10 protein-coding genes are annotated in these 12949 nt (G+C 72.4%); 7 read left to right on the top strand and 3 right to left on the bottom strand.

The window, feature by feature from the left end:
* The first annotated feature begins 4 nt into the window (after window positions 1-4).
* Complete coding sequence (locus Air01nite_RS26085) at window positions 5-739, top strand: hypothetical protein (protein ID WP_203705947.1); 735 nt, start codon at window positions 5-7, stop codon at window positions 737-739.
* On the opposite strand, the gene Air01nite_RS26080 is transcribed toward Air01nite_RS26085, so the two are convergent.
* On the bottom strand, window positions 736-1557 hold the full coding sequence (locus Air01nite_RS26080) for a DUF427 domain-containing protein (protein ID WP_203705946.1): 822 nt from the start codon (window positions 1555-1557) through the stop codon (window positions 736-738). The two genes, Air01nite_RS26085 and Air01nite_RS26080, sit on opposite strands and share 4 nt — an antisense overlap.
* Window positions 1558-1576: 19 nt before the next feature.
* The gene (locus tag Air01nite_RS26075) at window positions 1577-2605 is read right to left on the bottom strand and encodes a DUF4331 family protein (RefSeq protein ID WP_203705945.1); all 1029 of its coding nucleotides are present in this window, start codon (window positions 2603-2605) and stop codon (window positions 1577-1579) included.
* 152 nt (window positions 2606-2757) lie between these two features.
* On the opposite strand from Air01nite_RS26075, the gene Air01nite_RS26070 reads away from it, so the two are divergent.
* The 4 genes from Air01nite_RS26070 to Air01nite_RS26055 are packed head-to-tail and all read left to right on the top strand — an operon-like array spanning window position 2758 to window position 5357.
* Window positions 2758-3408, top strand: coding sequence for a transporter (locus Air01nite_RS26070; RefSeq protein ID WP_203705944.1), 651 nt, complete (start codon window positions 2758-2760; stop codon window positions 3406-3408).
* On the top strand, window positions 3405-3722 hold the full coding sequence (locus Air01nite_RS26065) for a winged helix-turn-helix domain-containing protein (RefSeq protein ID WP_203705943.1): 318 nt from the start codon (window positions 3405-3407) through the stop codon (window positions 3720-3722). Before Air01nite_RS26070 ends, Air01nite_RS26065 begins: the two co-directional genes overlap by 4 nt.
* Window positions 3719-4603, top strand: coding sequence for an ABC transporter ATP-binding protein (locus Air01nite_RS26060; protein WP_203705942.1), 885 nt, complete (start codon window positions 3719-3721; stop codon window positions 4601-4603). Before Air01nite_RS26065 ends, Air01nite_RS26060 begins: the two co-directional genes overlap by 4 nt.
* Before the next feature lie 16 nt (window positions 4604-4619).
* Entirely contained in the window at window positions 4620-5357 is a 738-nt protein-coding gene (locus Air01nite_RS26055; protein WP_203705941.1) for an ABC transporter permease, read from the top strand.
* 43 nt (window positions 5358-5400) lie between these two features.
* On the opposite strand, the gene Air01nite_RS26050 is transcribed toward Air01nite_RS26055, so the two are convergent.
* Window positions 5401-7689, bottom strand: a complete 2289-nt coding sequence (locus Air01nite_RS26050; protein WP_239090978.1) for a HelD family protein — start codon at window positions 7687-7689, stop codon at window positions 5401-5403.
* A gap of 118 nt (window positions 7690-7807) precedes the next feature.
* Here Air01nite_RS26050 and Air01nite_RS26045 point away from each other — a divergent pair, with 118 nt between their 5' ends.
* Together Air01nite_RS26045 and hrpA are read left to right on the top strand one after the other, a co-directional pair.
* A complete protein-coding gene (locus Air01nite_RS26045) occupies window positions 7808-8947 on the top strand; it encodes a winged helix DNA-binding domain-containing protein (protein ID WP_203705939.1) in 1140 nt (379 codons plus the stop codon).
* Window positions 8948-8979: 32 nt separating this feature from the next.
* Entirely contained in the window at window positions 8980-12891 is a 3912-nt protein-coding gene (hrpA, locus tag Air01nite_RS26040; protein ID WP_203705938.1) for an ATP-dependent RNA helicase HrpA, read from the top strand.
* Window positions 12892-12949 lie beyond the last annotated feature (58 nt).

Here is a 12949-nt window from a genome sequence, read left to right as displayed (position 1 = left end):
GGCCGTGGAGATCGTGACGCGGGTCGACCGGCCCGATCTGGACGGGCAGGCGGCCGAGGTCTTCCGGGAACGGTGGCCCGAGTTCATCTTCCACGACGACGTGCCGAAGAAATACCTGGCGCGGGTCGAGGAGTTCTTCTCCCGCTACGACGTCATGGTGCTCGACGACGACGGTGCCGTGGTGGCCGGCGGCTGGGGCGTGCCGCTCGCCTGGAACGGCGAGATCGAGGACCTACCCACCGGGTACGACGACGCGATGGTGCGCGCGGTCGAGGGGCGCGAGGCCGGCACGCCGCCGACCGCACTGTCCTTCATGGCCGCGGCGGTCAGCTCGCAGCACGACAAGCGCGGTCTGGCCACCACCGTCCTGTCCGGACTGGCCGCGCGGGCCCGCGCGGATGGCCTCGGGCGGGTCATCGCGCCGTTGCGGCCCACCTGGAAGCACCGCTACCCACTCGTGCCGATGGCCGACTACGCCGGCTGGACCCGCGCCGACGGCCTCTCCGTCGACCCGTGGATCCGCACGCACCAGCGGATGGGCGCCCGGATCCTCGGCACCGCGGCCCGGTCGATGGTGATCGAAGGGACCGTCGCCGACTGGGAAAGCTGGGCCGACATGGCGTTCCCGGTCACCGGCGACTACGTCGTCCCGGACGCGCTCAACCTCGTGCGGATCGACCGCGAGCGCGACCGAGGCGTCTACGTCGAGGAGAACCTCTGGGTCGAGCACACCGCCTAGGACTCGACGCCGAACTCCTCGCGCAACGAGCGGACGACGGCGCCGCCCGGGCGGTCGCGGAGCTTGCCGTCGACCGTGACGTCGAGGATGTCGTCGTAGAACGCGACCAGTTCCGCGATCGGTCCCGCGTCGGGCAGCGGGCGCTCGTAGGACCAGACCACGTTGGGCCGGCTGTCCGTCGACCAGTACGACGCCTGGCCCTTGTAGGGGCAGTAGGTCTTCTGGTCGCTGGGCGTCAGGTCGGCGACCACGTCCTCCATCGGCAGGTAGAACCGCACCGGCAGGTTGGTCTCGAAGACGAGCGTCGGCCGGTTGGTCTCGGCCAGCAGCACGCCGCCGTCCTCGATCCGGACGTGCCGCGTGCTGGCCCGGGAGTCGACGCGGTGGTAGGGGTCGCGCGGGTGACCGTGGATCTCCTCTTCCTCCTCGAACCACTGGTCCATGGCGTCGAAGTCGAGCAGGACGTGGTCGCGCAGGTTGGGGTCGGCGGGCCGGAACCCCGCGCCGGCGCGGCGTTCACCGCCGATGGCGATGTCGAGCGACGAGCCCGCCGTGGAGTGCGTGGTGAACGGGATCCCGGGGTGCAGCAGCCCCGGCCCACCCGGCGTGACCTCGCCGGCCTCGGTCACCTCGGCCCGCAGGTCGGTCGCCGGCACCGCGTAGGTCGGCACGATCCGCCGAGGCTCCCACACCAGCACCGCGTCGGTGGTGTCCACGATGGTCTCGCCGTCGAGCACCACCCGGACCCGCTTCTCGGTGGGCTCGTGCCGAAGCTCCTTGAAAAGCCGCCCCATGGCGTCGCGCATACGCGTACTCATAGAACCCACCATTACGCAGTCAGCGCGAAGGCACCACCCACGGGAACGTGTCGCGGCGCGTATCGGCTGCCACCGACGGGTCCAGGCCGGAGCTGGTCGCCGAGTCACTGACCAGCGAGAACATCACCTCTGGGGCGTTGTCGGCCAGCGTGCGCCCGTTGATGCCGGTGAAACCGAAACTCGCGGGCGTGCCGACCGTGTACGGCATGACCTCGGGGAAGATCCGGCGGGCGACCAGTTCCCCGTAGCCCTCCGGATCATTCGAGTTGCCGCCGTTGGCGGCGACGAACGCGGCGATCCGCTCGGCGATGTACTTGCCGTCCTGGTTGAAGTCCGCCGACGGGTGCCGCCCGTCAGCGGGATTGCTGAAGTCGAGGTCGTCGGGCCAGAAGATCGGCCACATCATCGGCAGCCCGAACCGGTTGATCTGGTGCCAGCCGCCCTCGTCGTCCGCCAGCTTGGTGGCGCACCAGACGCCGATCTCGGCGCCCGGACGCAGGCGCGGGTGCTCGTGCCTGACTTCGAGCACGATCGAGTAGACCTGCGTACCCGCGAAGCTGTTCTTCGGTTTGCCCGCGCGCCACTTGGACAGGTCGGCCTTCGTGCCGTCGCGCACCGCCGCGTTGATCACGGACAGCTCGTCGAGGTCGATGTAGAACGGGTCGTCGATCCGCCCGGCCCAGGCCCGCACCGTGCCGGCCTCCGCGGCCTCGCCGGTGCGACCGGACACGACCGGGTTGCCGATCCCCTCGTCACCACGGGCCTCGGTGCCGGTCAGCTCACGAACTTCGTACGCCTGCTGCCCGTCGGCCCCGATCGGCTCGAACGACACCCGGTAGGTCAGCTCCTCGTGCTCGGCGGCGTCGAAGTGGACGCGGAACTCGTAGCGCGCCTCCGGGTGGAAACCGGGCATCACCTCGTCACCGGTGACGTTCGAGTTGACGTCCATCATCAGCACGGTGCAACCGTCACCGCCGAAGACGTACAGGTCGTCGATGAAGAGCTGGCCGCGCTGCGGCGCCTCAGGGGTGGGGAGGTGGTGGGACATGGTGGCACTCCTTCGAAACCCCGGAAGCTTTCGACGCTACCGGCGAAGAGGCACCCACCATCGCGGTTTGGTCAGACCTCGGCCATCGATCGGGGCAGCGGCACGGGCACGCCCGGCGCCGCCGCTTGACTTTGTGGCGTAAAGTTCTTTACGTGAGTGAGAGCTTTGTCGACAACGACCAGCCGCCGGGCGACCCGGCCGAGGCCCTCCGGCTGATCGAGGAGCAGCGCGCCGCCGCGCTGCGCCACATCCACATCGACGACCGCTGGTGGTACTGGCCGTGGGGGTTCGCCTGGCTCATCGGCTTCGGCCTGCTGTTCCTCCGGTTCGGCCCCGACGGCCGGGTCTTCGTCGACCTGCCCGAGTGGCTGCCCGTCGCCGCGCTGATCGCCCTGCTGGTCGGCGCCGGCGTGATCTCCGGGCTGACCGGCGCGCGGGCCTACGGTTCGGTGGTCGGCGAGTCCTCCCGGCGCGGCGCCTACTACGGCTGGGCCTGGAGCATCGCGTTCACCGGCGCGACGGTGATCCTCGTGCGGGTCAGCGACGCCCTGCCGGAGGACCTGCGGACGCTGGTCTGGTCGGCCACCATGGTCGCGCTCACCGGCGCGCTGCACATGGCCGGCGGCGCGATCTGGCTCAACCGCACGCTCTTCCAGCTCGGCGTCTGGATCTCCGTGGTCAACGTCGCGGGCGTCCTCGCCGGGCCGGGCTGGCAGTCGCTGATCATGTGCGTCGCGGCCGGCGGCGGCATGATCGTGTTCGGCGCGTTCGCCGGCCGCTGGCGCCGCCGGGTCACCGCATGACCGATGCCCCGCTGGACCCGGTGATCCACGCACAGGCCCGGTTGCGGGTCGTGGCGGCACTGTCCACGTTGGGCACCGGCGACCAGATCGCGTTCCCGCGCCTCCAGGACGTCCTGCGCATGACGCCCGGCAACCTCTCGGTGCACCTGCGCAAGCTCGAGGACGCCGGCTATGTCGAGATCACCAAGACCCACCGCGGCCGCACCCCGATGACCCTCGTCGCGCTTACCAACCGCGGCCGGACGGCGTTCGAGGAATACACCGCCTCCGTGCGCGCCCTGCTGCAACCCCCGGACATCAAGGAGAAGGCATGATCCTCGCGGAGGCCATCGAGGTCACCCGGAGGTACGGCGACGTCATCGCCCTCGACAACGTCTCGCTCCAGGTGGCCGAGGGCGAACTGGTCGGCCTGCTCGGCCCCAACGGCGCCGGCAAGACCACGCTGGCCAGCCTGATCACCGGTGTGCGCCGGCCCGACCAGGGCCGGGTGACCCTGTGCGGCGGCGACCCGCGCGACCCGCGTACCCGCAAAGCCCTCGGTGTGACGCCCCAGGAGACGGGCCTGCCGGCCACCCTGCGGGTCGGCGAGGTCGTCGACTTCGTCGCCGCGCACTATCCCGACCCGGTCCCCCGCGCCGAACTGCTCGACCAGTTCGGCATCGCCGACCTCGCCAAGCGGCAGACCGGCGGCCTCTCCGGCGGCCAGAAGAGGCGCCTCGCGATCGCGCTGGCGTTCGTCGGGCGGCCCAGGGTCGTGGTGCTCGACGAGCCGACCACCGGCCTCGACGTGCAGTCCCGGCGCGGCCTGTGGGACGCCATCAAGGCCTACCACGCCGGCGGCGGCACCGTGCTGCTGTCGAGCCACTACCTCGAGGAGATCGAGGCGCTCGCCGACCGGGTCGTGGTGCTCGGCCACGGGCGCGTGCTCGCCGACGACACCGTTACCGCCGTGCGCGGCATGGTCGGCGTCCGCCGGGTCAGCTTCGCGCTCGCCGGCGAACCGCCCGCGCTGCCGGGCGTGGTCGCGGTCGAGCGCCACGAGGACCGCACCCACCTGCTCACCCCCGACTCGGACGCGCTGGTCCGGGCCCTGGTCGCGTCCGATGTGGACTTTCGCGACCTGGAGGTGGCGCCGACCTCGCTCGAGGAGGCGTTCCTCGCCATCACCAAAGAGCCCGCCACCGCCGCAGCCTGAGAAGGAGGAGCACCCCTTGACGCTCGCCCTCGTCCACGCCAGATACCAGCTCCTCGAGACCATCCGCATCCCGATCGCGCTGATCGGCTCGGCGTTCTTCCCGGCCGCCTCGATGCTCTTCTTCGTCGTGCCGTTCGCGGGCGACGACCCGGTGGCCGCCACCTTCGCGACGGCCTCCATGGTCACGTTCTCCATCATGGTGAGCAGCCTGTTCACGTACGGCGTGGGCGTGGCCGACGACCGGTCCCAGCCGTGGGACGGCTACACGCGCACGCTCGCCGCCGGTGCCGGGCCGCGGTTCGCCGGCCGGATCCTCGCCGGCATGACGATGGCCCTCGTGTCGCTCGTGCCCGTGGTGCTGATCGGCGCCCTGTTCACCGAGGCGACAGTGACGCCGGCCGGTTTCCTGCTGGGCCTGGGCACGGTGTTCGTCGGCGCGCTGCCGTTCACCCTGATGGGCCTGGCCATCGGGTACGCGCTGCCGCTCAAGGCCGCGCTCGTCGTCTGCCAGGTCATCTTCTTCCCGCTGGCGTTCGGCGGTGGCCTGATGTCCGCGCCCGGCCAGGCACCGGGCTTCATCCAAGCGATCGCCCCCTACCTGCCCACCCGCGGTGCGGTCGAGCTCATGTGGGCGGCGGTCGGCGACTACCCGGTGCGGCCGCTGTCGCTGGTGATGCTCGCCGTCTGGACGGTCGCGGCCGGCGCGGTCGCGGTCTGGGCCTACCGCCGCGACGAAGGCCGCCGCTTCCACTGAAGACCTGCTGGCCGGGGAGCACGGGGGTCCCCGGCCAGCACCCTCACTTGAGGACGGTCAGCCGCTGGGTGGCGCGGGTCAGGGCGACGTAGAGGTCGTTGAGGCCCCGCGGCGACTCCGCCTCGATGCCGTCGGGATCGGCGACCACGACCGCGTCGAACTCCAGACCCTTCGCCTGCCGGGCGGAGAGCACCGCGACGGGGCTCTCCAGGTCGGGCTCGTCGCCGACCGCGACCGCCAGGTCCGGCAGCGCCGCGCGCACCTCGTCGGCCAACCCGGCGACGCGACCGGCCGGCGCGATCACCGCGAGCCGCCCGTCGCCCAGCGCCGCCGCCTCGGCCGCGAGCACCGAGCCCAGCTCGTCGACGCGGCCCAGCACCGGCGGCCGACCCGTCGAACGGACCGAGCGCGGCGGGGTGGCCGCCGGGTCGATCCGCGCCAGCACCTCGCCGGCCAGCGACATCACCTCGGCCGGCGTGCGGTAGTTGACCGTCAGCTCGGCCAGCTTCCAGCGGTCGGCCACGTACGGGTCGAACACCTCGGACCAGGCCGAGGCGCCGGCCGGGTCGCCGGTCTGCGCGATGTCGCCCACCACGGTCATCGACCGGCTCGGCGCCCGGCGCATCAGCAGCCGCCACGCCATCGGCGACAGCTCCTGCGCCTCGTCGACGATGATGTGCCCGAACGCCCACTTCCGGTCGCGGGCGGCCCGCTCGGCGGCGCTGAGCCGCAGGCCGTCCTCCTGCCGCTCGGCCAGCCGCGAGGCGTCCAGCAGGTCGGTGACCAGCAGCAGCTCGGGGTCGTCCTCGTCCTCCACGTCGATCGAGGCCGAACCGCGGGCGATCTCCAGAGCGCCCTCGGCGTAGGCCAGCTCGGAACGGCGGACCCGGTCGGCCAGCCGGCGGGCGGCGGCCTCCGCGTCGGGCAGCTCGCCGAGCTGCTCGGCGGCCTCGTCGAGCAGCGGCGCGTCGGCCGGGGTCCACGCCGCGTTCACCGGGCGGGTCAACGACGCGGCCTCGGCCAGGGTGAGCAGCTCGGTGCCGTCGGCGGCGACCCGGGCCGCGGCCAGCCGCTCGGCCGAGGAGAACAGCTCGCGCAGCAGGCGCTGCGGGGTCAGCGGGGGCCAGAGCGCGTCCAGCGCCGCGCGTACACCCGGATCGGCGTCCAACTCGGCCCGGATGTCCGCGAGGTCGGCCGCGCCCATCAGCATCGGGTCGCCGGGCGCGTCGCCCTCGCCGAGCGGGTCGTCGGCGTACGGGTCGGTGCCGATGATCTCCGCCATCTGGGCCACGAGCCCCTCGGTAACCGCGTTCGCGAACACCTCGCGGGCCAGGTTGTGCGGCCGGCCGGAGCGCCGCGCCCGGTCGCGCGCCGCGCTGACCAGGTCGCGGTCGACCGTCAGGGTCTCCTGGTCGAGCTCGACGGTGATCGGCTCGGCGGGCAGCTCCTGCCGGTCGGCGATCGCGGCGGCGAGCACGTCGACCATGGCGGCCCGGCCCTTGATCGCGGCGATCTGCTCGGGCTCCTCGCCGCGCGCGGTCACGCCCGGGTAGAGGTCGCCGAGCGTCCACAGCAGCACGCCGGTCTCGGCCAGCGACGGCAGCACGTGCGAGATGTAGCGCAGGAACGTCGGGTTGGGACCGACGACCAGCACGGCCCGCGACGACAGCTCGCGGCGGTGGGTGTAGAGCAGGTACGCGGCCCGGTGCAGCGCCACCGCGGTCTTGCCGGTGCCCGGGCCACCTTGGACGACCAGCACCCCGCTCAGGTCGGCGCGGATGATCCGGTCCTGTTCGGCCTGGATCGTCTCGACGATGTCGCGCATGCGCCCCGTGCGCCGGGCGTCGACCGCGGCGAGCAGCGCCGCCTCGCCGGCGAGACCCTCCCGGTTGGCGGAGCCGGCCGCGTCGGACAGGTCGAGCACCTCGTCGTCGAGCGCGACCACCGTGCGCCCCTTGGAGCGGATGTGCCGGCGCCGGCGGATGCCCAGCGGGTCGGCCGCGGTGGCGAGGTAGAACGGCCGCGACGCGGGCGCCCGCCAGTCGAGCAGCAGCGGCTCGTAGTCGCCGGCCTCGTCGAAGATGCCGATCCGGCCGATGTAGAGCGGGTCGCCGGACTCCGGGTCGAGCCGGCCGAAGCACAGCCCGCTCTCCACCGCGGAGAGCTGGCCGAGCTGCTCGGTGTACATACCGACCGACGACTCGCGCTGTGACCGGGCCTGCGGCGTGCCGCCGGTGGCCTCGAGGACGCCCGCGAGGCGCTGCTCGGCCAGCGCCCGCATCGCGTCCAGGCGGTCGTAGAGCCCCGTCAGGTGCTTTTGCTCAGCTTCCATCTCGGCGGGTGAGTCTGTGGGATCGAGGACGCGACTAGGATCAACGCGCTCAGACAACGACTTTTCCTCCGGAAGCGAACCGGGAACCATGCGAACTCCCCAAGATACCGCGACCGCGGTGGGTCTGAACCGCGCGCTGCTGGCCCGCCAGGGCCTGCTGGACAGGCATATCGGACCAGGTGGCGGTAAGCACAGCGGCAAAGCACTGGTGTCGGCTATCGAACAGGTGGGCGCACTTCAGGCTCAACAGTGGTCCTCGCCACCCGTCGGCCTCTGGAGCCGGCTGGCCGACTTCGCCCACGACGACCTGTGGGCCGTGCTCGGCAAGGGCGACGTCGTCACCGGCATCCTCATGCGCCGCACCCTCCACCTCGTCAGCGCGGCCGAGCACCCGAGCTGGGCCCGGATCGCCGCGGAGACCGGGGTCGGCGGCTGGTTGCTGCGCGGCGTCGAGACACCGGAGCGCGCCGACGACATGCTGAAGGCGACCATCGCGTACGCGAAGCAGGCTCGCACCGGCGACGAGCTGACGGCGTTCGCGGACCAGTGGGTGGAAGACCACCCGGATGCCCTGCCCGACAAGGCGGTGGCGGCCCAGCGGGAATACAAGTGGCGCCCGTTCCGGGCCCAGCCGGCCTTCGTCAAGGTGCCCGCGAACGGCGACTGGGGTGCCAAGACCCCGGCCGCCTACCACGCCGGCCCGCCCACCCCGAACGGTCTGACCAGCGAAAAGGCGTGGGAGACGGCGGTCACCCGGCACCTGGGCGCGTTCGGGCCGGCCGGTGCCGACGACATCGCCTACTGGCTCGGCGCCACGGCCGGGCCGGTCAAGGCCGCGATCGACCGGCTCGACCTGCTCACGCTCGGCGAGGCGGGTGGCCGGCGGACGCTCTACGACCTGCCTGGCGCGCCCCGGCCGGCCGACGACACGGACGCGCCGCCGCGGTTCCTGCCGGCGTTCGACAACGCGCTGCTGGCGTACGCCGCCAACCGCCGGGCCCGGATCCTGCCCGACGCGCACAAGGAGCGGGTCTATCTCAAGCGGAACCTGCGCTGGCTGCCCACCCTGCTGGTGGACGGTCTGGTCGCGGGGGTCTGGTCGTCCGAGACCAAGCGCGGAGTGGCGACGCTCACGGTCAACGCCTTCGACAACCTGACCAAAGCGGCCGCCGCGGCGGTCGAGGCCGAGGGTGAGGGCCTGGTCCGCTTCACGGAGCCGACCGCCAAAGATCACGTCGTACGGATAACCACGAGCTGATCACCGCCGTCCCGCCTATCCTTGGGCGCGAGATGAACGCGCCCTTGCCCGCCCGCCTGTCGACCCTGACCCTGCGTGACGCGCACCGGCTGGGCCGGCGGCTGGAGGGCACGCGCAAGATCCGCGACGCCACCAAGAAGGCCGCGGCGCTCGCCGCCATCGAGGCCGAGGTCGACGCGGCGCAGGGCCGGGTCGCCGCCCGGCAGGCGGCTGTCCCGGTGATCCGCTACCCGGCCGAGCTGCCGGTCAGCGAGCGGCGCGACGACATCGCGGCGGCGATCCGCGACCACCAGGTGGTGATCGTCGCCGGCGAGACCGGGTCCGGCAAGACGACCCAGATCCCCAAGATCTGCCTGGAGCTGGGCCGGGGCGTCCGCGGTCAGATCGGGCACACCCAGCCCCGCCGGCTGGCCGCCCGCACGGTCGCCGACCGGATCGCCGAGGAGCTCGGCACGCCGCTGGGCAGCACCGTCGGCTACAAGGTCCGGTTCACCGACCGGGGCGGCGACGACACGCTGGTCAAGCTGATGACCGACGGCATCCTGCTGGCGGAGCTGCAGAACGACCGGGACCTGCTGCGGTACGACACGCTGGTGATCGACGAGGCGCACGAGCGCAGCCTCAACATCGACTTCATCCTCGGTTACCTGGCGTCACTCCTGCCCCGCCGGCCCGACCTCAAGGTGATCATCACCTCGGCGACCATCGAGACGGAACGGTTCGCCCAGCACTTCCGGCAGGCGTCCGGCGAGCCGGCGCCGGTGGTGGAGGTGTCCGGGCGCACGTACCCGGTCGAGGTCCGCTACCGGCCCCTCGTGCTGGAGGAGGCCGTAGACGACGAGGACGACGAGGAGGTCGCCGGCGCGGTCGTGCGCGACCCGATCCAGGCGATCGGCGACGCGGTCACCGAGCTGGCCGCCGAGGGGCCGGGCGACATCCTGGTCTTCCTGAGCGGCGAGCGGGAGATCCGGGACACCGCCGACGCGCTGGGCCGCCTGGACCTGCCCCTGCTGGAGGTGGTGCCGCTCTACGCCCGGCTGTCCGCCGCCGAGCAGCACCGGGTCTTCCAGCCGCACACCGGCCGCCGGGTCGTGCTCGCCACCAACGTCGCGGAGACCTCGCTGACGGTTCCCGGCATCAAGTACGTGGTCGACCCGGGCACCGCGCGGATCTCCCGCTACAGCCACCGGCTCAAGGTGCAGCGGCTGCCGATCGAGCGGGTCTCGCAGGCGTCGGCCAACCAGCGCAAGGGCCGCAGTGGACGGACGTCGCCGGGCATCTGCATCCGGCTCTACGACGAGCAGGACTTCCTCTCCCGCGCCGAATACACCGAGCCGGAGATCCTGCGTACCAACCTCGCCTCGGTCATTCTTCAGATGACCGCGATCGGTCTGGGCGACATCGCGAAGTTCCCGTTCATCGACCCGCCGGACCGGCGCAACATCACCGACGGTGTGGCGCTGCTGCAGGAGCTGGGCGCGCTGGACGACGCGAAGCGGCTCACCGACGTCGGCCGGCGACTGGCGCAGCTCCCCGTCGACCCGCGGCTGGGCCGGATGGTGCTGGAGGCCGACCGCAACGGCTGCCTCGACGAGGTGTCGGTGGTCGCGGCCGCACTGTCCATCCAGGACCCGCGCGAACGGCCGGTCGAGCACCGCGCGCACGCCGACCAGTTGCACGCCCGGTTCGCCGACCCGACCTCGGACTTCGTCGCCTACCTCAACCTGTGGCGGCACCTGCGCGACCGGCAGCGCGAACTGTCCTCCAGCGCGTTCCGCCGGCTGTGCCGGGCCGAACACCTCAACTACCTGCGGGTGCGGGAATGGCAGGACATCCACGCCCAGCTCCGGCAGGTGACCAAGTCGCTGTCGCTGGTGGCGTCGTCGTCGCCCGACCCCGACCGGCTGCACCAGTCGCTGCTGGCGGGGTTGCTCTCGCAGATCGGGCTGCGGGAGGGCGAGAAGCGCGAATACCTGGGTGCCCGGGGCGCGCGCTTCGCCATCTTCCCGGGTTCGACCTTGACCAAGAAGCCGCCGCGGTACGTGATGTCGGCCGAGCTGGTCGAGACCTCCCGGCTGTGGGCGCGGGTCAACGCGCGGATCGAGCCCGAGTGGGTCGAGCCGCTCGCGGCCCATCTCGTCAAGCGCAGCTACAGCGAGCCCCACTGGGAGAAGAAGCAGGCGTCGGTGGTCGCCGTCGAGCGGGTGACGCTGTTCGGCGTGCCGATCGTGGTCGGCCGGCGGGTCCAGTACGGCCGGATCGACCCGGCGCTGTCCCGCGAGCTGTTCATCCGGCACGCGCTGGTCGAGGGCGACTGGACCACCAACCACCGGTTCTTCAGCGACAACGCCGCGCTGCTGGAGTCGGTGGCGGCGCTGGAGGACCGGGTGCGGCGGCGCGACATCCTGGTCGACGACGAGACCCTGTTCTCGTTCTACGACGCGCGGATCCCCGCCGACGTGGTGTCGGGACGGCACTTCGACACGTGGTGGAAGGCCGAGCGGCGGCGCGACCCGGCGCTGCTCACGTTCACGCGCGAGTTCCTCGTCAACGCCGGCCGCGGCGACGTCGACCCCGGCGCCTATCCCGACGTGTGGCGCTCCGAGTCGGCGCCGTTGCCGCTGACGTACGAGTTCGCGCCGGGGTCCACGAACGACGGTGTCACGGTCGACGTGCCGCTGCCGATGCTGGGCCAGGTGCGGCCCGAGGACTTCGACTGGCAGGTGCCGGGTCTGCGCGAGGACCTGGTGATCGCACTGCTCCGCTCGCTGCCCAAGGCGATCCGCACCAACTTCGTGCCGGCGCCCGACTTCGCGCGCGCGGTGCTGGCCCGGATCCGGCCCGCCGACGGTGTGTCGCTCGTGGACGCCGTGACCAATGAGCTGCGCCGGATGACCGGTGTGACGGTGCCGCACGACGCCTGGGACTACGGGCGGGTGCCCGAGCACCTGAAGCTGACCTACCGGGTGGTCGACGGCGACCGCGAGGTGGCCCGCGGCAAGGACCTGCCGGCGTTGCAGGCGCAGCTCAAGGCGGAGGTACGCGCGACCGTCACCGCGGCCGCGCCCGGCATCGCCCGCACCGGCCTGACGGCGTGGGACTTCGGCCCTCTCCCCCGGTCGCTGGAGCAGGATCGCGCGGGGTTCCGGGTGACGGCCTATCCGGCGCTGGTCGACGAGGGCGCCACGGTCGGCGTCGAGGTGTTCGACACGGCCGCGGAACAGGCCGCGGCGATGGTCGCCGGCACGCGGCGCCTGTTGCTGTTGACGCTGCCGAACCCGGCGACGTTCCTGCAGGGCCGGTTGACCAACCAGCAGAAGCTGGCGCTGTCCCGCAATCCGCACCGGGGGGTGGCGGAGCTCCTGCGGGACTGTGCGGGCGCCGCCGTCGACCGGCTGGTCGCCCAGGCCGGCGGCCCGGCTTGGGACCCGGCCGCGTTCGCGGCGCTGCGCGACCAGGTGCGGGCCGATCTGGTCGACACGGTGGTCCTGGTCGTCGACCGGGTGGAGCGGGCGCTGGCGGCGCAGCATGCGGTGGAGCAGCAGATCTCGCGGATGACGTCGCTCGACGCGCTGGCGGCGCGCAGCGACGTGCGGGCGCAGATCTCGTCGCTGATCTACGCCGGCTTCGTGACCGCGACCGGCTGGACCCACCTGGGCGACCTGCCGCGCTACATGGCGGCGGCGGAGCGGCGGCTGGACCGGCTGGGCCAGGACCCGGCCCGGGACCGCGCCGGCCAGGCCCGGATCGCCCAGGTGCAGAAGGAGTACGAGGCGATGATGGCGGCCCTGTCACCGAGCCGCCGGCGCGCGGAGGCGGTCACGGAGATCCGCTGGATGATCGAGGAACTGCGGGTCAACGTGTTCGCCCAGGCGCTGGGCACCCCCTACCCGGTCTCGGAACAACGCATCTACAAGGCGATGGACGCCGCCGAGGCGGCGTGACCTGGGCCTGTCCTGCCGCTCAACGTGAGCCGAGACGGGAGTCCAGGCGTCGTTTGGT

This window comes from Asanoa iriomotensis (assembly GCF_016862515.1).
Taxonomy (GTDB): Bacteria; Actinomycetota; Actinomycetes; order Mycobacteriales; family Micromonosporaceae; genus Asanoa; species Asanoa iriomotensis.
Note: the sequence above shows the minus strand (reverse complement) of the source record. Positions and strands in the feature narration are given on the sequence as shown.